17 protein-coding genes and 2 tRNA genes are annotated in these 19,467 nt (G+C 43.4%); 7 read left to right on the top strand and 12 right to left on the bottom strand.

What is annotated here, in order from left to right:
- Nucleotides 1-87 precede the first annotated feature (87 nt).
- Nucleotides 88-1,086, bottom strand: coding sequence for an acetyltransferase (locus AB4482_RS17765; protein ID WP_102321015.1), 999 nt, complete (start codon nucleotides 1,084-1,086; stop codon nucleotides 88-90).
- Between the two features lie 239 nt (nucleotides 1,087-1,325).
- Here AB4482_RS17765 and AB4482_RS17760 point away from each other — a divergent pair, with 239 nt between their 5' ends.
- The gene (locus tag AB4482_RS17760; protein WP_004733935.1) at nucleotides 1,326-1,565 is read left to right on the top strand and encodes a PAS factor family protein; all 240 of its coding nucleotides are present in this window, start codon (nucleotides 1,326-1,328) and stop codon (nucleotides 1,563-1,565) included.
- Between the two features lie 145 nt (nucleotides 1,566-1,710).
- Here AB4482_RS17760 and AB4482_RS17755 read toward each other — a convergent pair whose 3' ends face one another.
- The 4 genes from AB4482_RS17755 to AB4482_RS17740 form a co-directional block, all read right to left on the bottom strand.
- A complete protein-coding gene (locus tag AB4482_RS17755) occupies nucleotides 1,711-3,435 on the bottom strand; it encodes a methyl-accepting chemotaxis protein (protein WP_372132419.1) in 1,725 nt (574 codons plus the stop codon).
- 618 nt (nucleotides 3,436-4,053) lie between these two features.
- A complete protein-coding gene (locus AB4482_RS17750; protein WP_017059185.1) occupies nucleotides 4,054-4,470 on the bottom strand; it encodes a MarR family winged helix-turn-helix transcriptional regulator in 417 nt (138 codons plus the stop codon).
- A complete protein-coding gene (dmeF, locus tag AB4482_RS17745; protein WP_372074061.1) occupies nucleotides 4,448-5,443 on the bottom strand; it encodes a CDF family Co(II)/Ni(II) efflux transporter DmeF in 996 nt (331 codons plus the stop codon). The genes AB4482_RS17750 and dmeF overlap by 23 nt, the downstream gene beginning before the upstream one ends.
- A 276-nt stretch (nucleotides 5,444-5,719) precedes the next feature.
- Entirely contained in the window at nucleotides 5,720-6,592 is an 873-nt protein-coding gene (locus tag AB4482_RS17740) for a LysR family transcriptional regulator (RefSeq protein ID WP_017059183.1), read from the bottom strand.
- A 214-nt stretch (nucleotides 6,593-6,806) separates the two neighbouring features.
- On the opposite strand from AB4482_RS17740, the gene AB4482_RS17735 reads away from it, so the two are divergent.
- Complete coding sequence (locus AB4482_RS17735) at nucleotides 6,807-8,066, top strand: adenylosuccinate synthase (RefSeq protein ID WP_017059182.1); 1,260 nt, start codon at nucleotides 6,807-6,809, stop codon at nucleotides 8,064-8,066.
- A gap of 131 nt (nucleotides 8,067-8,197) precedes the next feature.
- On the opposite strand, the gene AB4482_RS17730 is transcribed toward AB4482_RS17735, so the two are convergent.
- A tRNA-Val gene (locus AB4482_RS17730) sits at nucleotides 8,198-8,274 on the bottom strand.
- A gap of 70 nt (nucleotides 8,275-8,344) precedes the next feature.
- A tRNA-Val gene (locus AB4482_RS17725) sits at nucleotides 8,345-8,421 on the bottom strand.
- Nucleotides 8,422-9,179: 758 nt separating this feature from the next.
- Between AB4482_RS17725 and AB4482_RS17720 the strand changes: the two genes are divergently transcribed.
- On the top strand, nucleotides 9,180-10,193 hold the full coding sequence (locus tag AB4482_RS17720) for a porin (RefSeq protein ID WP_136979967.1): 1,014 nt from the start codon (nucleotides 9,180-9,182) through the stop codon (nucleotides 10,191-10,193).
- Between the two features lie 127 nt (nucleotides 10,194-10,320).
- Here AB4482_RS17720 and AB4482_RS17715 read toward each other — a convergent pair whose 3' ends face one another.
- Nucleotides 10,321-10,980 (bottom strand): DUF2726 domain-containing protein, encoded by a 660-nt coding sequence (locus AB4482_RS17715; RefSeq protein WP_017065541.1) that lies wholly within the window; start codon nucleotides 10,978-10,980, stop codon nucleotides 10,321-10,323.
- Nucleotides 10,981-11,253: 273 nt separating this feature from the next.
- Here AB4482_RS17715 and AB4482_RS17710 point away from each other — a divergent pair, with 273 nt between their 5' ends.
- The gene (locus tag AB4482_RS17710) at nucleotides 11,254-11,439 is read left to right on the top strand and encodes a hypothetical protein (protein ID WP_017059179.1); all 186 of its coding nucleotides are present in this window, start codon (nucleotides 11,254-11,256) and stop codon (nucleotides 11,437-11,439) included.
- 153 nt (nucleotides 11,440-11,592) lie between these two features.
- Here AB4482_RS17710 and AB4482_RS17705 read toward each other — a convergent pair whose 3' ends face one another.
- Nucleotides 11,593-13,557 carry a diguanylate cyclase domain-containing protein gene (locus tag AB4482_RS17705; RefSeq protein WP_372181343.1) on the bottom strand — a complete coding sequence of 655 codons (1,965 nt, stop codon included), beginning with the start codon at nucleotides 13,555-13,557 and terminating at the stop codon, nucleotides 11,593-11,595.
- 260 nt (nucleotides 13,558-13,817) lie between these two features.
- Here AB4482_RS17705 and AB4482_RS17700 point away from each other — a divergent pair, with 260 nt between their 5' ends.
- Nucleotides 13,818-14,924 carry a M20/M25/M40 family metallo-hydrolase gene (locus AB4482_RS17700; RefSeq protein ID WP_017059177.1) on the top strand — a complete coding sequence of 369 codons (1,107 nt, stop codon included), beginning with the start codon at nucleotides 13,818-13,820 and terminating at the stop codon, nucleotides 14,922-14,924.
- Nucleotides 14,925-15,032: 108 nt separating this feature from the next.
- On the opposite strand, the gene AB4482_RS17695 is transcribed toward AB4482_RS17700, so the two are convergent.
- Nucleotides 15,033-15,455, bottom strand: a complete 423-nt coding sequence (locus AB4482_RS17695) for a DUF3859 domain-containing protein (RefSeq protein ID WP_019824122.1) — start codon at nucleotides 15,453-15,455, stop codon at nucleotides 15,033-15,035.
- A 74-nt stretch (nucleotides 15,456-15,529) separates the two neighbouring features.
- Nucleotides 15,530-15,898 (bottom strand): ATP-binding protein, encoded by a 369-nt coding sequence (locus AB4482_RS17690; protein ID WP_102320100.1) that lies wholly within the window; start codon nucleotides 15,896-15,898, stop codon nucleotides 15,530-15,532.
- A gap of 275 nt (nucleotides 15,899-16,173) precedes the next feature.
- Here AB4482_RS17690 and metA point away from each other — a divergent pair, with 275 nt between their 5' ends.
- Complete coding sequence (gene metA, locus AB4482_RS17685; protein ID WP_017066439.1) at nucleotides 16,174-17,115, top strand: homoserine O-succinyltransferase; 942 nt, start codon at nucleotides 16,174-16,176, stop codon at nucleotides 17,113-17,115.
- A 168-nt stretch (nucleotides 17,116-17,283) separates the two neighbouring features.
- Complete coding sequence (pilW, locus tag AB4482_RS17680; RefSeq protein WP_372181342.1) at nucleotides 17,284-18,051, top strand: type IV pilus biogenesis/stability protein PilW; 768 nt, start codon at nucleotides 17,284-17,286, stop codon at nucleotides 18,049-18,051.
- 91 nt (nucleotides 18,052-18,142) lie between these two features.
- Here pilW and rlmF read toward each other — a convergent pair whose 3' ends face one another.
- Nucleotides 18,143-19,465: a 23S rRNA (adenine(1618)-N(6))-methyltransferase RlmF gene (rlmF, locus tag AB4482_RS17675; protein ID WP_017066172.1), complete on the bottom strand. Its 1,323-nt coding sequence runs from the start codon at nucleotides 19,463-19,465 to the stop codon at nucleotides 18,143-18,145.
- Between the last annotated feature and the right edge of the window lie 2 nt (nucleotides 19,466-19,467).

Raw genomic sequence — 19,467 nt, 5'->3', positions numbered from 1 at the left:
ATACATGTGCTAGCAATACGCACGTATAACGGAATATAGGAGCAAGAATTTGTAGGATTTTGAATGTATACGTCGGGAGTTTTTCAGTTAACCGTCAGTGCCAGATGAATAATATGCATCCAATAGTGAAATAAAATTCACCTTATCAAGTTCATTAAGTTGATTAATTCCAGCCGCTGCTTTTCTTCCTCCGCCAGTCGCAAAACTTGAGCAAATTTCGTCTGCACCCGTTCTATTTGATAATGGCGCACGTAAGCTCACCGTGTAAGACTCGCCGTCTTGGTTTTTCGTTAATACTGCTTGCGCTCGGTTTGGATCTTGATTAACGATTTCATTACCAAATACGCCACTGATGCGCCTTGCCCACGTCTCACCTGGCAGTTCAAACACACGTGCGACTTCACTTTCATAAACAGGAGCAAGGTTTGATAACTGCTGGCGATCATTTTGATAAGCATCTCGTAGTCGATAAAACACAGAGTCTTTATCATCCAAAAGATCAAACGGATTCGGGTATTGATAAAGGGTTTTGTAGAGCTCAGCTGGCGTGAAATGCAAATCACTCAGTGACGAACCGTAACCGTTGTAGTTAACCAAGGTACCTAGCTCTTCTAGAAACTCTTTTTGAGATTGAGCGAATCCATTTTCATCCGCTAGCCGCGCCGCCACCGTTTTTAGATTGTCGCCAAAGGCAGCTGCGATTGCCCAAGCCACATGCGCACCATTCAGCTTCTGGTTAATCAGCAAGCTCGTGCAGCTCTCTGGCGCGGTATCAATCAGAGTATCTAAATGACTAGAAGTTGGGACATCCCCTGTTCGGTGGTGATCGCAATAAAATACATTGATGTTTGCGTCTAGCAGTGAGTGCAATGCAGGCAGGTTTTTCTCCATCGATACATCTAAAACGGTAACGGAAGAAACATCACCTTGCTTACCCGGCTCCATAGTTTGAGTAACAACTTGAGAGACCAACTTAATATCACGCTTAACACCAGTAATGAGCACGCTCTCTCTTGGCTCACTTAATCGCAGCTGTAACAACGCGATTATGCCATCTGCGTCTCCGTTGAATACGTCGTAGTGCATGTTGTTCCTCTTCCTATAGATTTAACCGTTTGCCAGAAACGCGCCAATTCGTTTGTGTGTTCGATAGTCTGTCATTATTTTAGTTATATTTCACAGATACTTAAGTCTATTTTGGAATGCCTTATTCTCATTAGATTGAAAAGATAAACACATTAATAATATTGTATGACTTATATCACAGTAAAAGAATACGAAAAGATTATAAAATAAGCGCCTCCCACTTAATGATAAAGAGACGAATGAACACTACCACCACTCTTGTTTATGACACTTTGAAAAGCCTTGCTGCTCACGCTCCTGAGCAACATGCCGAGATTCGCCAGCGTTTATATGAGCAGTTGAGCCTGCCATTTAACAAGCAGCTCTCGTTATACGCTAATGTGCTTGGTCCTATCAGCTCAGGTAAGTTAGCGGGATGCGACAATATTGATAAAGCGGTTGAACTGGCACTGGATGTGCTGGAAGGCCGAAATAAGTAGTCCCCCCTTTAATACGTAATATAACGGCCCAGATCTTCCCCCAGATCGGGCCGTTTTTTTATTCTCGTCATTTATCTATTTGAATTTCAGGCACAAAAAAGGCGTAGATGATCCACGCCTTTTGTTTTAGTAAGTTCTATGTTGTTTATGAAGTCTTGAACTGCGCGACCGCTTGGTCCATATCGTTCGCTTGCTCTGCTACCTTGTCCACTTCAACTAAGCAATGCTGCGCCGAAGCGTTATTGTCGTTCGAGATAGTGTTCAGCTCAGTAATTGAGTCACTCACTTGCGCCATTACTGCGCCCTGCTCTTCAATCGCTGAAGCAATACGTTCTGAATTACCTTGGATGCTTTCCATGTCGCTCAAGATAAGTTGCAAGCTCGCATCCAGCTCTTCCGAATCTTTCAGCGTTAGTTGACCTTGTTGATTACACTCGCCAATCTCTGCCATCGACGCCTGCATCTGGCTTTGAATTGCACTCACCACTGAAGTTATCTCTGTGGTCGATTGATGCGTTCTGCTTGCTAGTGCGCGTACTTCATCGGCAACTACCGCAAAGCCACGACCTTGTTCACCCGCACGTGCTGCTTCAATTGCTGCGTTCAATGCCAATAGGTTAGTTTGTTCTGCAATGCCTTGGATGATGTTTACTGCATCGCCGATCTGGTCAACATGATGGTTCAGTGAACTGATCGAATCTTGGCTGCTTGAAAGACGTTCAGACAACTGGGTGATGTTGCTGATGGTTTCAACCACCACTTCACGGCCTTTATCGGCATTCACTTTCGCTTGATGTACACCTTCAGCGGCAACCGATGTGCTTTCAGAGATCTCGCCAATGGTGAGTACCATCTCTTGAACTGACGTTGTCATTGTAGATGTGTGATTTGCTTGAACTTCAAACTGTTTGATTACTGACTCTAGCTCATCATGCATGTTCGATGTGCTTTGTGTCAGTTGCAGTGACTTAGATTGAGAGGCAGCGATAAGCCCTTCCAGTTGATCCAACAGTTGGTTGAAGTATTGGCCTAGCGTGCTGAGTTCGTCTTTACCATCTAGGTGAGAGCGAATAGACACGTCGTTTGAGTTAACGATATTACGGATAACCGAAAGCAGTGACTCAATTTTGCCAATGATAGAACGGACGATTAACCAGCTGAACAGAATGATCGACACAAGTAGTGTGACGCAAAGGATGTTGTTGATCAGCGATAGTTTGTCCATCTCTTGCTGCGTTTGTTGGTCTAGCACCGCGGAGAACTCTTTAAATTGAGTTTCGATAGCATGAGAACCCGAGCGAGCTTGCCCAAGCAGACCTTCGTTGTGCTTCAAGCCAATCACTCGCTTCTGTTCAACCACTTGACGTGCAGCATCTATCAAAGCAGTTGAGCTTCCAACATTAGAAGTAATAGAAAGAACACTCGGATCGAACTCACCCTGTTCAATTAAGTCATTGAACAGGTAAAGCTCGATTTTTTGTTCAGCACTGGCTGTCGCGCTGATGTTATCGAGCAAAACATGAAACTCGCCTAGCATGCCTTTGTCGCGTGCTAGCCCATAGACTTCGCTCGCTTTAACTAGGTTAACAAAGCTGGTGTGGTAGGTTTCGATGTCTTCACGTAGGTGTGTGCTGTTGGCTAAGCCTAAATCACTGAGCACTGTATCTAGTTCGGATTCAGACGCTAAGAATTTGTTGTAGTTTACGTCGAACTTGTCGAGGTATTTCATATCGCTACGCAGCAAGAAATCTTTCTCGTTACGGCGAAGGTTGAGCAAGCGCACTTCAAGTTCTTTGGTAATTTGTTTGGCTTCACTCATTTGAGCGGTGGTGTCTGCAAATTGCGATGTGGTAAACAGCAGTGAAATCATGCCGAAGATGGAGAACATCCCCAACGAATAGAGCTTTTTCTTTATGTTCATATACGTGGCTCGTCTTTACTAAATTAACTATGAGTATCCAAATAAATCGCATCAAAGAATGGATATCCAACTTGCGCGACCTGATTATTGTTATGGTTTTTATATCGATAATGAGCGTCTAAAACTGTGGCTTCTAAGTCCACTAGCTATGACGTTCTTAATTGCATTTAAACAGCAAATGAAACAGCCAACTAAACTTAAATTCATCAATAACACAAATTTATTACATGTACATTAGTTGAATGATAAAAGTGAGAGACAGCTATTTGACGGAGCGTAAAGGCTTGAACACCTTGCTATGTAAGGCTTTGAATTAAAAAACTTTGGGCAATTATTGACCTTAGGGTTAGAAATGACACTTTTTTGGCTCATCAGAGGAGCAAGAACGAAGCGCAATATTGGAGGTTTTGACTTGATTTTTAAACGGTGAATCCATCGATTGGTGATTGTACAGTCGATCGTAAATGGTAAAAAAAATGGACCTACTCAATTCGAGTCAGGTCCATTTTTGGATTTATTAATCAATCGCTTTGCAGCTAATAAATTAGGGTGCGAACTTAAAGCTGACTAAAATGCTTTCACCATCTTGGTTAGGCACTTCAATAATACCGCTTTCTCGTCTTCTTCGATGTCTTGCGTCAGCTCATTAACCAAATTCAAGTGAAGCTGGTTATGGTGGACGTGGATCTTCTGACCTTCATCAGTTAATGCCACCACAATTGCACGACGATCCGTTGGGTGTTCATGGCGTTCAATCAATTCAGCTTTAACCAGCTTTTCGATTTGAACAGTAAGTGTACCCGTGGTGATACCTAACTTTTCAGCGAGCTCTTTCATTCTTAACGCGCCATGCATACCAAGTACTTCAATGGTGTGTACTTGAGCCAGGGAATAACCCGTCTCTTTGACAACAGACTGCTCCCACGAAGACATTTTATCGTAGAACTCAGTCAGTATTTGGTTAAGCTGTTCTATATTTCGCATGGTCGTTTGAATGCACTTCAAGAGTAAGATGATTAATCTTATCAAACTTGGCGAGCATTTGTTTATATTCAGAGACGGTTTTATCACTGTTTGATTCAAGAGTAATCGCTGCTGAATAGTGATGCCCACTCACCTTCCACATATGGAAATCGGTGACCGACGCATAAGGCGTTAAGGTTTTGGTCACTGAGTCACGATAATCTTGGTCGATATTCTCATCCAGCAGGATTGGGCTGGTTTGTTTCATAAGGTTCATCGTCCACTTAGCAATCACGAATGCGCCAACCATTCCCATTGCTGCATCTAACCAGTTCCAACCGTAAAACTTACCAAATAGCAGCGCAACAATCGCAAGCAGCGAAGTTAGAGTATCCGCCAACACATGCATGTAGGCTGCGCGTAGGTTGTGATCATGATGGTGTCCGTGATGCTCGCCATGTTTATGACCACGGTCGCTGTCGTGCTCATGGCTATGTGAATGACCGTGATTCTTACTATGATTGTGGCCATGCTCGTGTCCGTGATCATGATGGTGATCGCCAAGTAAAAACATACTCACCACATTCACAGTTAAACCAATACAAGCAACGATGATCGCTTCATTGAACTGAATCGCTTGTGGGTTAAACAAACGATGTACTGATTCCACCAGCATCAACAATGCCACAATCCCCAATGCAATCGCGCTGGTGTAGCCCCCTAACACGCTGACTTTGCCAGTACCGAAAGAGAAACGTTCGCTCTCGGCATGTTTCTTCGCATAACGGTATGCAAATAAGGTGATACCAAACGCTGCGGCGTGCGTCCCCATGTGCCAACCATCGGCAAGCAATGCCATCGAGCCGTAAATAGTACCTGTAACAATTTCGACAACCATGGTAACGACGGTCAATAACAGGACATAGAACGTGCGTTTCTCACCTTGACTGTTATGTGAAGAAAAGTTGTGTTGGTGACGTGTTGGAAAACTCAAAATGGCGTCCTTAGCTTGTGTTTGTGGTTAGATGATCGTTGCAAATAAAAGCCCTTTGATTGACAAGTAATTTGATAATCAAAGTAATAATTTGAAATTTAGTTTGATTATCAAACTTTGTCAACGATGAATTTTGAAACTCTGATTTGCGGGACGAATAGTTGATGGTGAGCGCTAGTTTGTTCCAAAGATTATTGATTCAGTAAAAACGAGGCTTTCCAGGGACAAAAAAGCCCACTCGAGGTGGGCTGATTGAGTCAAACTCAATGATTGTATTTATTTGTTTTGCAATGAAATAATCTCATCATTCACCCAACCTAACAGCTGCTTGGTTGCTTTCGACAAGACTTGGTTCTGCCGAACAATATAACCAAGACTGGTGCTCGAGAAGTTGGTCAATGGTGTCACTTTCGAATGCAGGTGCTGCTTGGTTGATACCGCAAACTCCGGGACAATAGCCACACCAAATCCCGCTTCTGCCCAGTCGATTTGAGCATCGACACTCCCTACTTCCATCACCCTATAATTAGGTAGATTAAGGCTTGGTAAACCTTCATCAATAAAGTCACGCGTTCTCGTATCATGACCTAGTAGAATCAAAGTGAGCTCTGCATCAGAGTCTCGGATATCAAACCCATCGCCAAGCGCACACCAAGAAAGCTCTTGCAGCTTAGTGAAATACAAAGACTCGTTGTGCTGCTCTTTGGCGATAACAAAACCAATATCCGCTTGAGCATTTTTAACTAAATTCGATGCCTGAGATGACGTGGTATTCAAGAGTGTAAGGTCAATACCGGGATACTGCGCTTTGAACTTCTGGAACGGACGAATTAGCAAAAATCGAGAAATGATGTCACTTACGGCAATGGTTAACGTCCCTATTTTAAGGTCGTTAATGGCATTGAGATCGGCCTGACAAATCTGCAGTTCGAGTAGCGTTCTTTGGCTTGTTTCCAATAGCCGTTCACCCGCTTGAGTCAATTGAAAAGGGCTTCTCTCTATCAACTTTATGCGTGTTTGTTGTTCCAGTTGTTTTAGGTGCAAACTCACATTGGGTTGTGTCATGTGCAGTGCATTGGCCGCTTTCCCAAAATGCTTGTACTCCGCAAGCGTCACAAACGTCTTCAACAAATTAATATCGAGCATCATGTCCTCTCTCTCGTGTCACTAATATCATTCCCTAAAAGTAAAGAATGCCCCATCGTCATTCCCTACAGTGAGGAACGAACGTGATAGGGAATCTCGTTTGTAGCTTAAGACTTTAAGGATATATGAAATCCTTATCAAGATAATAAAGATAATTAATTTCTCTTATCCACCTTGTAGGCCTAACATGATTCCTCAATCAGTTAGGAGAAAAATTATGCCATCTATCGTTGTTGTGGGCGCAAACTGGGGTGATGAAGGCAAAGGCCGCATCGTCGATTTTTTAGCAGACCAAGCTTCTGCTAGCATTCGTTTCCAAGGCGGAAACAATGCAGGTCATACTGTGGTAAATGACTTCGGTACATTCAAACTGCACCAACTACCTAGTGGTATTTTTAATCCTAATTGTACGGCGGTTCTTGGCCCTGGCATGGTGATCAGCCCTGCTGCGCTAACTGAAGAGATTGCAGAAGTTCAAGAGGCTGGCATCAAAGTGAAAATGGCGATCTCAGATCGTGCGACACTGTGTCTCCCTTTACATGCTCTTGAAGATACGCTTGAAGAAGAGCGTTTGGGCGATGGCGCTTACGGCTCTACACGTCAAGGCATTGCACCAGCGTACGGCGATCGTGTAATGAAGAAAGGCATTCTTGTCGGTTGGCTGAATCAACCTGAAATTTTAGAGCAGCGTATTCAATTCCTACTTGATTGGAAGATGCCTCAGCTTAAAGCGCTCTACCCTCAATGTGACTTCTCCCAGACTGCTTCTGAAATGACAGAATGGCTACTTGAAGTAACTAAAGCGTGGCGCCCGTTCATCTGCAACGTAACTGAGCCGCTTAAAGCGCTGCAATCACAAGACGCAAACCTACTGTTTGAAGCTCAGTTAGGCGCAGGTCGCGACCTTGTCTACGGTGAATACCCTTGGACAACATCTTCGAATGTAACCGCAGCTTATGCTGGCATTGGTAGCGGTTTACCTGCACTTCGTCCTGAACGTGTTATCGCTGTTGCTAAATCATTCAGCTCGTCTGTTGGTACTGGCACGCTAGTAACTGCAATGGAAGAACAAGACAGCTTCCGCGAAAGCTCTAACGAATACGGCGCAACTACGGGTCGACCACGTGATATGGGTTACTTTGATGCAGTGGCAACTCGCAACGGTGTTGACCTGCAAGCTGCAACGGAAATCGCACTGACTAAGATTGATTGCCTGTCTGGTTTGTCTGAGCTTAAGATCTGTACTGCTTACTCAGGAGAGCACACAGAGAACCCGATTTGGCCACAAACGGCTGAGCTAAAGCCCGTATATGAAGATATGGCTGGCTGGGATGAAGACATCACGGGTTGCCGCACGTTTGAGAGCCTTCCTCAAGCAGCACAAGATTACGTTACTCGTATCGAAGAGTTAATGGGTGTTCCAATCGTGATGGTATCGGTAGGTCCTGAGCGCGAGCAAATGATCATTCGAGCTTAGCTTAGAAGACGACAAGATCTACATCAAAGCCCACATTCAGTGGACTTTTTTGATTGTTCATAAAGAACGAGATAAACCAAGGAATTACAGACACAAAAAAGCCCACACTAGGTGGGCTCTTCCGTATAATGTGGTGCCCGCTACTGGACTCGAACCAGTGACACCTTGCATGTCATGCAAGTACTCTAACCAACTGAGCTAAGCGGGCAATGTTCTAATTTCTTATTACTACCATTGTGACAAACTCAATAGTTATGCAATAAAAACTAAAGAAGGAATGGTGCGTCCGAGTGAACTCGAATCACCGACCCCCGCCATGTCAAGGCGGTACTCTAACCAACTGAGCTACGGACGCATTCCCTTAGAACGCCAACGATGATATCCATGATAAACAGATGGTGCAAGTATTAACTGGCATCTTGCGATTCGTTTGCTCACTTTGCAATCAAAGACATAACAACATGTCGATTTTACACCCAGATTATCGTCAAACCGCTGAAAAACAAAGTTTAGTTAGAAAAAATTCTAATCCTTGATGACAACCAATTAACTAACCTAATGTGTTCAATTTGGGATTTTTGTTGTCTATACCGTTTTTCTTGGCCTTTACAGTAACCATGCAGGTATAGATCAATGCCTATATTTAGTGTCAAAAATTTTGCTTGCCCACTGGGTTACCGTAGTATTTTGATCATTATAAGTGAAAGGCACGCAGAGGCTTTGTAACTCACTGAAATACATCATTCATAAAAATCACCACGATTTTGTAATCGTCGTCATCGAATTACTAGGCCGCAATGACTAAATTCGGATTTTTCATATAAAGTGGCCGGGTTATTACCAACATACATAAATACGATAGCACTCTATAGTCGAAAAACATCAGCTACAATTAATCTCCCTCAAGAGCAACAATCTATAAGCAATTCAAAACCCAACCCCACACATCATAGCTATTTTGAATACATACAGCACAGTAATACATAATGAAATTTGCATAATGGTAAAGCGCGCCTATATTCATAACCTGTAGGAATCAATAATCTAAATTCAATGCTATACGTGAATTTATGGTTTACGATAAATACAAGTGTGAAAAATAGGGAATAAATTATGAAAAAATCACATATCGCCATTGCAGTGGTGAGCATACTATCGACATCTGCCGTATCGGCAGCGACCATTTATGAGACAGATGAAACAGTATTCAATATCGGCGGCCGCGCAGAAGTTCGAGGGAATTTCTCTGATGCGAATAAAAGTGCTGGTAATAGTAGCACCTATAGTGATAGATCACGTGTCCGCTTAAGTGTCGATGGCACACAAAAAGCGTCGGACGATGTTTCCTTTTTTGGGAAATATGAATTCGAACTAACAGAGTCTGAAGATGGCGCATCAGATGATATCGGCATTAACACTCGATTCTTATATACGGGTGTTCAAACCAATCACGGTAACGTCTATTATGGCCACCAAAATAATGCCGTTACCTACTTAACCGATTGGACGGATATGGCTGAAACCTTCAGCGGCTATATCAATGAATACACGGTGTCGACTGCTGATCGAGCAAAAAATGTTTTACGTTATGAACTGACAAGCGACAACATCACCTTTCAAATTGATGGCAATTTCAATTCAGATAGTGAATCAGCACAAAGTGACGGCTTCGGTGCAGTTGTCGCCGGCAGCACTTCGATTGGGTTAGATATTGGCGTCGGTTATGCGTCAAGTGATGAAACCTATGGCGTTGGGACAGATACAGAAACTTCTGATGCCTATATTGGTGCGGTTAAGTACACCAACGATCAGGGGGTTTGGTTCGCCGCACTCTATCAATTTGGTAGTATTTCAGGTCTAGGCGTAAAAGATTCAGACTACGATTCTGCCGATGCTTACTTGGGATACTCGTTTGGTGCCAACACCGTCAACCTGACCTACAGCTACTTTGAAGCTGACGATATTGCAGATTACGACATTAACTTTATCGGTCTAGAATACGCACGTTATATTGGCGATGTGGCCTTCTTTGGTAGTTATAAGTTTAACATGTTAGACGAGGGCGAAGGTGGGCAAGGCGATAACGACGAAGATGAGCTACAGCTCGGTATGCGTTACGCGTTTTAGTCTAAACCAATCCACTTAATATTAGTAAAGCCGAGCATAATCAATGCTCGGCTTTTTAGTTTGTATAACTTATTCGTATCTAAGCGATTGAATGGAGTCCAACCGGATGCATTACTATCGATACCAACTATTCTTCAACATCGAATACAACGTTGTAGTTTTCGGTATAGGTGCAGTTTGGCTGGCGGCTACAAGTGAAGAAGCGTCGGCCTTTGTAATCGCCTTGGCTTGCCAGTTTGATGATCATTGGGCTACCACACTTCTTACAAAATCGCACTTCTTTTGATGGCTCGATTAAATCGATGTGTGCTGCCAGTAACCTCTTCAAACGGCTCACTTGGTAGCTGTGTTTAATAGATGCACCAATCAGAGGTAAACCTGCCGATTTACACACGTGAATTAGTAGCTTTTCGCGATCGACTTTCCCTTTATTGAGCTCTTTGCCGTTATCAAGTTCGATAATAACGCGGGGCTCTAGCGTTCGCGGGTCGCAAACAACAAAGTCGAAGTAACTACGTGAGATCTTGTTGTTGGCGATAAACCAATTCTTCTTATTGTTCGTCTTAGCAGGAACAAGTACGTTCGACATGCTGACTTTAGCAAACACTTCCCCATGGTTGCCCACAGCTGATTTTAGCGCATTATAGAATGTCGCCTGTTGCGCCGACATCAACGCGCCTTTCTTCTGATAAGCGTGGTCTTTGGTGTCATCGTGTTTCACCACATACTTTTGAATAAAGTAAAAGAACACAACCAGAACAATTACAACGATAAAGATATTAGTCATTTTCCAACACAATCAAGTCTGTATAGGGATTAAGAGAGTAGCTAGCGTATGTAGAAAAGCATCACCTGGCAAGCAAAAGAGCGAGAGTTGCCAACCAGAATCACGACCTTTGAGCGCAGTGCCCAACGAGAGGTCGCTCCTTCGCTAGACACACCTCTCTTATTTTGATAATTAAATCATCAATTACACTCTAGATTGATTTAGATCAATTTACCTAGATTTGTGATCAACTAGTCTGAAAAACGTTAGGCAAATGTTAATAAGGAAATTGATATGGAACTTAAACAAGACCCAAGATGTTATACCGACGTATGTGTAGATGGTAAATGGTTCCACTATGACCACTGCGGAACCCAAGCCTACATGTTAAAGGGAGGAGCTTCGGCTGTGATTGAACTCGCTAGCGAACCAGCGACAGAAGGCGAATTGGTTGAAATGCTTCAAGGTGTCGCTAAGTAACTCATTTAGAAAATGTTGATATAGATAAACTCGACATATCGCTAAGTAAACCCCACTTCTCACTCAAATTTTGATATTAGCGATCTCAGAGTGTTCCAGAAGCCATTCTTATCTCACGAAGATCAGAATGGCTTTTTGTTTCCAGATTAGCGATTAACTTTCAGCAATGATGACTTGATTCCTACCCGACTCTTTCGCTTGATATAGTGCATCATCCGCGGCTTTGAGGTACTTCTTGTAAGTATCTTGATTGAGTTGCTCATGAACAATACCAATCGACGCTCCTATCGATGTGGTGAGGTCTAAAGAGCCGGAGTGCGTATCAATGGGTGTTTCAGAAATAGCTAAACGGATAACGTTCAACTGTTGCTCAGGATCAATGGAACCAGACAGCAACAAAACAAACTCTTCCCCACCCCATCTTGCCACTACATCGTTTGTTGATAAGATTTTCTCTAAACGCTTAGCGACTTCCACCAGCACTTGGTCACCAATATCATGGCCATAAGTGTCATTAACTTGTTTGAAGCGGTCTAAATCTAGAATAGCGAGCGTATACCCAAACGACGACAAATGATGTGGCATCGGCTGAGTTAACCGTTGCTCTAAGTAACGCCTATTGTATAAGCCTGTCAGTTCGCATCTTGTTGATTGCTTAAGTAGTTCTTTGTTGGTCTTCTGGATCGAGCGTAACCTTATCAATAGTAACGTGGCGCTTATCATCACCATGATACCCAAAGCGACGACGATTCGATTCCGTAATTGCTGCTTATCTAATGTCAGCTCACCCAACTCTTTTTCTGCGTTAAGCAGTTCGTTTTCTTGAGCTAATGATGCCGTAGCGAAATCTTGCTCGAGTAAAAAGATATCACTCTGGCGCTTATCAAATAGCAGCGCTTTATTACCCTTGTAATAGAGCTTGAAGTAGCGAAGTGCGTTCTCGCTGTCGCCTCTTGAATCATAGTATTCAGCAAGTGTTCTTAAGCCGAGGACCTTCCAGCTGCGAGTCCCCACAACATCGAACATTGCAGACGATCGCTTTAGATCAGCAAAAACAAAATTATCTCGGTTCAAACCAATGTTCGCTAAGGCTCTATTTAGGTAACACTGCCCCAATTGAAGTGTGTATTTGCCCACGCCTGGGTATCTAAGACACAAGTTTGCGACTTGTCGTGCTGACTCAAAGTTCTTTTCCGCCAACAACACATCACTCTCTGCTTTTAATAGGATGATTTTGTATCGTTCACTCACGTTATCGCCATTTAGCTTAGCCGCACTTTGATATGCTTCTCGGCCTTTGACTAAATCACCACTGCGCAGATAAGCAAAAGACTCATTCACATGCAGCACTCCAATGGTAGACGCTTCGAGTAGTCCACTCTTGTAATAGAGTTTTTTGGCTCTTTTAATCAGCTTGAGCGCTTTAGGCCAGTCTTCCAAATAGATATAAAGCAATGCCATGTTTGACACTAACTTGCTGTTGTAGATGTGTTGAGGGTACTTCTTACCAAGGTCTAAACCTTTATGGAAAAAGTATTGAGCTTCAGGAAAGTCATTGCGGATGTTGTTGATGACACCAGCCGTGTTATAGGCCTTAATCAACAACTCTTCATAGTGGAGCGATTCTGCGATATCTATCGCAGCTCTGATTTGGATTTCAGATTCCGCTAGCTCACCCGTACTGATGTATTCGATCGCTAATTCAACGAGAGATTGGGCCTTTAACCAACCCATATGTTCGTGTTGTGCGAGTGCTTTAATCTGCCTGACGTATTCGGAAACCGCTTTGGTATCCAACTTATGTTGCGCGAGGTTCGACAAAATCATCAATTCGTAAGCACGATAGATGGCTTTATCTTGGTCTGGGAACTTGGCTTGGAGAGCCTCAAGTTGTAGGGAAGCTAAATTAGGGTCACCACGAGATACATCGAGAATATCGATCAACGCAGATCCATATTGAGAGAGTGATAACTCTTTCTCTGGACTATAAACACTCGGGTTTTCAGGGCGAATATGCTTTAAATCGTCGTCATAAGTTGGATAGAGCAAATACAGCCCCAGCACAATACTCATCAGCACCACGAAAAGGAATGAACCTAACACATTGTTTCTATTCATTTATCAGGGCCATTATTGATTGAATTCCAATTTTATTGACGTTTTTTAAGAGCGGTCAAACATTATACCCGACAGATATACAGATTAAAATCCTGCGCACTGGTGGATCTGAATTGGGTTTTTCTCATTAATTAGAATAATCAGGCAACTTTCTTGATTTAACTCAGACAATCATCTGCCTCATTGGCGTTATAGTGATTTTCCTGTTCCTACCTCCGCGGCTTCTTTTTGAACAAGCGGAAGCATAATGAGAATTAACAATGACCCAAATTAATGAACAACGTCTTGTAGAACATTTCTGCGATCTAGTGAAAATTGATAGTGAATCTCGTAACGAAAAAGCGATTGCTGAAGCTTTGGCTGAGCAACTCGGTGAACTAGGTTTTGAAGTTCACAAACTGGCGGTTCCTGAAGAAGTGTCTAATGGTTTCAACATCTACGCTCGTCTAGATGGCACTCTTCCAGGTAGCACAGTGTTCAGCTGCCACATGGACACAGTAACGCCAGGCATCGGCATTGAGCCAATCATCGAAGACGGTATCATCCGTTCAAAAGGCAACACAATTCTAGGTGGTGACGACAAGTCTGGTATCGCAGCTATCATGGAAGCGGTTCGTTGCATTAAAGCTGAAGGACAAGAGCACAAAACTATCGAGATTGCATTTACTGTATTCGAAGAAGGCGGTCTGTTCGGCTCTTTGAACTTCGATATGTCTTACATTCAATCTGAGCACGCAATCGTACTTGATACAGGCGGTCCAATTGGCACTATCGTAAACGCAGCGCCTGGCCAGCAGAAGATTGTTGCTAAAATCAAAGGTCGCCCTGCTCACGCTGGTTTAGCACCAGAAGAAGGCATCAGCGCAATTCAAGTTGCTGCAGACGCTATCACTAAGATGAACCTACTTCGTATCGATGAAGAAACGACAGCAAACGTTGGTATTGTTGAAGGTGGTCAAGCAACTAACATCGTAATGCCAGAGCTTAAAGTCGTGGCTGAAGCACGTTCTCTAAACGGCGAAAAGCTAACGGCTCAAGTTGAACATATGATCTCTACATTCCAAGAAAGTGCTAAGCAGTTCGGCGCTGAAGTAGAAATCGAATCAACTCGTGCTTACGATGCATTCGTTATTGCAGACGATCATCCGCACATTCTTTCTATCAAATCGGCGTTTGAGAAGCTTGGCGTCACAGCGAACACTAAACGCACTGGCGGCGGTAGCGATGCAAACAACTTCAACGCAAAAGGCCTGACAACAGTTAACCTTTCTACTGGTATGGCGAAAGTTCACACCACTGAAGAGTACATTGCAGTGAAAGACATGGTCGCAATCACTGAGTTTGTTGTGGCTTACGTAACGCAATAATCGAATCCATTAGTTGGGTAGTCACTTCTATCTAGCACAATGAAAAAAGCCGAGACATCAACACGATGCTCGGCTTTTTGCTATTTAGGTGAACATAGAAGGTCGAATCTAAAACCCTCTACGCTTCCAGAATTGGCCTTCGTCTTTTGCTACGAGGTCGAATGTCTTATCAGCAATAATGTTGCCTTTTAGCTCAACCGTCATGCGCCATTTACCTAACTTGTTCGAGACAGGTGCCCAGATAGTGTCACCTAAGTAGAAATCCCAGTCATTGTTGCCGACATACTCTTCACCATCGAACGGTTCGAGCACTTCGCCCTTGTCTGTGGTGATATTCGGGTGATAGATGCAGTAGCGGATCTTTTCGCCTTTGGCTTTTTTGATATTCAAGATATAGCCAAATTCCACGTCGATTTCAGCATCAACGGTGGTGGTGAACTCTTGGATTTTTGGAAGGTCTTTAGATTTGGAATCCCACGTGGAATAGATACCATAAGAAGTCATGTCGACCACAACTGAGCGCTTTGCCATTTCAATCTTTACCTTGGAGTTATTCTATTAATTTAATTCTATTTGCCATTCAGCCAAAGTGGATAAGCACGAGGCTATTCTTGCCAATCTTTTGCCATGCGCTTAATCACAGACGGTTCGATGTCGTGAATGCTGCCATATTGCTCTCGGCATACTTCGATGATCAAGTCAGCTTTGTATTTTCTTGCAAGTTGACGGTAAGCCTTCATTTCCCAATGCTTAATAAAGGTATTCGAAACAACCACATCCAACCCTTGCTTCAAGCCATTTTCTGCCGTGTTCTTACACCACCCATGAGCTTGTTGCAGCTGCCTAGGGTCAAAATGGTACTCACCTTGCTCATTCACGTAATACATATCCGCTTCGACATGCAATGCATCGTAGGTTTTTGCTTTTGTTGATTTGCCAGAACCGGGCAACCCTCGAATGAGTATTAACTTCATCTGTCACTGTACAGGCTAATTTGAAAACATGAGTTTATCGTAAATAGTAACGAGTTGCTCTGATAACTGCCTCTGCTCAGCATACGAAAACCAAGTACTTACACACGACTCAGACAATCACTGAATACAATGAGACTCCCCTCGAAGCGCGTGGATTGCTTCTGATAGAAAACACAAATAATTTACATCTATCCATTTTGCATATCGACAAGCGTATCAAACTACTATAGATTTAGATGTATAGACGTCTACATATCTAGCTTAGGGAGAAAGCTGTGCCTATTCGCATTCCAGACCAATTGCCAGCATCCGATGTTCTTCGTGAAGAAAACATCTTCGTTATGCCGTTATCAAGAGCATCGACACAGGAAATTCGTCCACTTCGAGTCTTGATCCTCAACCTAATGCCGAAGAAGATTGAAACTGAAACTCAATTTTTACGCCTACTATCGAACAGCCCATTGCAAGTGGATGTAGAGCTGCTGCGCATTGATGACCGACCAAGTAAAAACACACCGACTGAACACCTTGATAACTTCTACCGCCAATTTGAAATGGTCAAAGAAAGAAACTTTGATGGATTGATCATCACTGGTGCGCCGCTTGGCTTGGTTCAATTTGAAGATGTGATCTACTGGGACCATCTGAAAACCATCATGGAATGGGCAAACAAGCACGTTACTTCAACGCTATACGTGTGTTGGGCAGCTCAGGCTGGTTTGAAATTACTCTATGATTTGCCAAAACGCACTCGTAAAGAGAAGCTGTCTGGTGTTTACAACCACGAGATACATAACCCATACCACCCTATTTTACGTGGCTTCGACGATACATTCTTGGCTCCGCACTCTCGCTATGCGGACTTCTCTCAAGAGTACTTAGCGGAACATACTGACCTTGATGTTCTTGCGACTTCTGATGTTGCGGGCGTATACCTAGCGGCGACCAAAGATAAACGAAACGTGTTTGTAACGGGTCACCCTGAGTACGACTCTCACACACTTCACAATGAGTACATTCGTGATTTGGGTGAAGGCATGGAGCCTGTGATACCAATCAACTACTACCCGAATAACAATCCAGACAACAAACCGGTTGCAAGCTGGCGCAGCCACGGACACTTGTTGTTCTCAAACTGGCTAAACTACTGCGTTTACCAACAAACGCCTTACGATCTGGATCATTTCAGCGAAGACAACTTTACCAAAGACGATTAAGTTCTTTCTTCCGATTCACAAACACATAAACCGTGTTCAGTATGTTGTTGATAAAACGACGAATTGGACGCGTTTTTTTTATGGTGTGTGGGTCGCATTCCATGATAGATTTACGACTTCAATGGGTTTGATTTCATATGATGGGTTGGTGTTCATAAGGAGCTTCACATGCCTGCCAAGCCATCATTTTCAAATCCGATTTCGTTGTCCCGCCCTCTTTCGTTATCAAGTGTGGTACTACTTGCCTCGCTTTCCTTGGCCGGTTGTGTCTCTGTCACTGAAGGACCGCCAAAGATTGAAAGTGATCCTATCGCGATGTCTGAATCTCGAATCGAATTAGGTTTGGGCTATATGGGACAAGGCAATATGGTGAGAGCGCGTGAAAACCTTGAGCTCGCGATTAAACACGCACCTAGCTACTACCGTGCTCGGCTTTCAATGGCGCATTACTACGAACAAGTGGGTGAAGTAGATGAAGCGAGAAGCACTTACCGCAAAGCACTCAGTCTTGATTCAAGAAATGGCAATGTATTGAACAACTACGGTACCTTCTTGTGTAAACAGGGCGAATACGAACAAGCCGATAATTACTTCAATCGCGCCATCGACCAACCCTACTACTACTTGGTGTCTGCAAGTTATGAAAACGCCGCGTTTTGCGCATTTAAGGCTGGCAATACCGACCAAGCGAAGTACTACTTCAGCAGAGCGATTGACCACGATCCAAACCGCGTAAAATCGATACTACAGTTATCAAAAATTGAAGTGAGTGACGCCGATTACAATGACGCTCGAATCCGTTTATTCAAATTCCACCAGCGTTATGGCTATCAAATTCCATCGCTTAAAATCTTGGTCGATCTCGAAAACAAAGCAGGTAACAAAGCTCTAGAGCAGAAATATCAGAGTAAGTTAGATGAGTTGCTTTCTGGTTAGGTTATATGCAAAACACAAAAAAAAACGGGCTTGTTGCGTTAACAACAAGCCCGTCCGTATTTCAGCTTAATATCTTAACTAAGTGCAGCCGCTATTTTAGCGCGATCCACTCTTGTCTTTGCTCATCGTCCATAAAGGTCCATGCGATAAAGCGACTTACCTTCTGGCCTTGTGACATCTCGACGACTTTCACTTGTTTAGCTCTAAGCTTGCCAAGCTCTGAACGAACCATATCGACGTTATCTTTCTTAGAAATCAATGTCGTAAACCACAAAACTTGAGTAGCAAAAAGTTGACTCTCTCTCGCCATCTTCATAATGAAAGCGGCTTCACCACCTGGGCACCAAAGCTCGGCTTTTTGACCACCAAAGTTTAAGGTTGGTTTAGCTTGCTTAGTTGATTTATCTAACTTAACTGGCTTCTTGTTCGTTTCAGGCTTGAATGACTGACCGGCTTTCTTAGCACGGTTCGCCGCTAGATTATCCAGTTTACGTTGTGACCCCTTTTCAGCCTCTTCAAGAGAGCTGTGGAATGGCGGGTTACAAATAGTGACATCGTAACGTTCATTATCCTTAATCACGCCCTTAAAGATAGATTCAGAGTCAGCTTGTAGGCGAGCGCGGATCTTACCTTTTAGATTAGGGTTGCTTTCCGCTATGAAGTTCGCTGTTTTGATGGAGACTGAATCAACATCTGTCCCTGTACAACGCCACTTATACTCTGTCGCACCAATGATTGGGTAGATACAGTTTGCACCGACACCAATATCTAATGCTTTCACAGACGCGTGGTTATAGGGTTCACCTTGGCCATCGCTATTAAGGATGTCGGCCACTCTGTGAATGTAGTCTGCACGACCAGGAATTGGCGGGCACAAGTAACCAGCAGGAATATCCCAATGTTTAACGCCATAGTGATGCGCCAACAAAGCTTTGTTGAGTAGCTTAACGGCCAATGGATCAGAGAAATTAATGGTGTCTTCGCCAACCGGATTCTTGATCAGATGCTCTTTTAGCTCAGGCAAGGCTGCAACTAGTAACTCGAAGTTATAGCGGCCAGTGTGCTGGTTTCTTGGGTGTAATCCACCTTGAGGTTTTTCAGCCGAGCGTCTTTTCTGAGCTGCGTTCTTGTTAAAAGCCGTTTTATTGAAAGAACCCTTATTCGATGATCCTTTATTGGCACCCGGTTTACCTCTGCTATCTTTTGCAAAAGGTCGCTTTGCTTTGTTATTGCCCGCGCCTTTAGGTGCACTATTCTTGCGGCTTTTATCAGATGTGTTCTTTGTAGAAATACGCTTGTCGCTGCTTGGCTTAGCTGTACTTGGCTTAACATCAGCTTGGTTGTCTTTTGTTTTTGCTGATGAAGTGCTGTTTTTCGACAGGCTTAGCGTCGTTCTATTTTGTGATTGGCTCATTG

Source organism: Vibrio sp. 10N.222.55.C7 (assembly GCF_041473335.1).
Classification (GTDB): Bacteria; Pseudomonadota; Gammaproteobacteria; order Enterobacterales; family Vibrionaceae; genus Vibrio; species Vibrio crassostreae_C.
The sequence above is the reverse complement of the archived record's forward strand: the minus strand, read 5'-3'. Positions and strand labels throughout refer to the sequence as shown.

Bases quoted from the DNA above. Each gene is read 5' to 3' on its own strand.
- AB4482_RS17740 (WP_017059183.1), bottom strand. From the start codon at position 6,592: ATGATGCTCGATATTAATTTGTTGAAGACGTTTGTGACGCTTGCGGAG.
- pilW (WP_372181342.1), top strand. From the start codon at position 17,284: ATGCCTGCCAAGCCATCATTTTCAAATCCGATTTCGTTGTCCCGCCCT.
- AB4482_RS17735 (WP_017059182.1), top strand. From the start codon at position 6,807: ATGCCATCTATCGTTGTTGTGGGCGCAAACTGGGGTGATGAAGGCAAA.
- AB4482_RS17765 (WP_102321015.1), bottom strand. From the start codon at position 1,086: ATGCACTACGACGTATTCAACGGAGACGCAGATGGCATAATCGCGTTG.
- AB4482_RS17715 (WP_017065541.1), bottom strand. From the start codon at position 10,980: ATGACTAATATCTTTATCGTTGTAATTGTTCTGGTTGTGTTCTTTTAC.
- AB4482_RS17760 (WP_004733935.1), top strand. From the start codon at position 1,326: ATGAACACTACCACCACTCTTGTTTATGACACTTTGAAAAGCCTTGCT.
- AB4482_RS17720 (WP_136979967.1), top strand. From the start codon at position 9,180: ATGAAAAAATCACATATCGCCATTGCAGTGGTGAGCATACTATCGACA.
- AB4482_RS17710 (WP_017059179.1), top strand. From the start codon at position 11,254: ATGGAACTTAAACAAGACCCAAGATGTTATACCGACGTATGTGTAGAT.
- rlmF (WP_017066172.1), bottom strand. From the start codon at position 19,465: ATGAGCCAATCACAAAATAGAACGACGCTAAGCCTGTCGAAAAACAGC.
- AB4482_RS17755 (WP_372132419.1), bottom strand. From the start codon at position 3,435: ATGATTTCACTGCTGTTTACCACATCGCAATTTGCAGACACCACCGCT.
- AB4482_RS17750 (WP_017059185.1), bottom strand. From the start codon at position 4,470: ATGCGAAATATAGAACAGCTTAACCAAATACTGACTGAGTTCTACGAT.
- AB4482_RS17700 (WP_017059177.1), top strand. From the start codon at position 13,818: ATGACCCAAATTAATGAACAACGTCTTGTAGAACATTTCTGCGATCTA.
- AB4482_RS17705 (WP_372181343.1), bottom strand. From the start codon at position 13,557: ATGAATAGAAACAATGTGTTAGGTTCATTCCTTTTCGTGGTGCTGATG.
- AB4482_RS17690 (WP_102320100.1), bottom strand. From the start codon at position 15,898: ATGAAGTTAATACTCATTCGAGGGTTGCCCGGTTCTGGCAAATCAACA.
- AB4482_RS17695 (WP_019824122.1), bottom strand. From the start codon at position 15,455: ATGGCAAAGCGCTCAGTTGTGGTCGACATGACTTCTTATGGTATCTAT.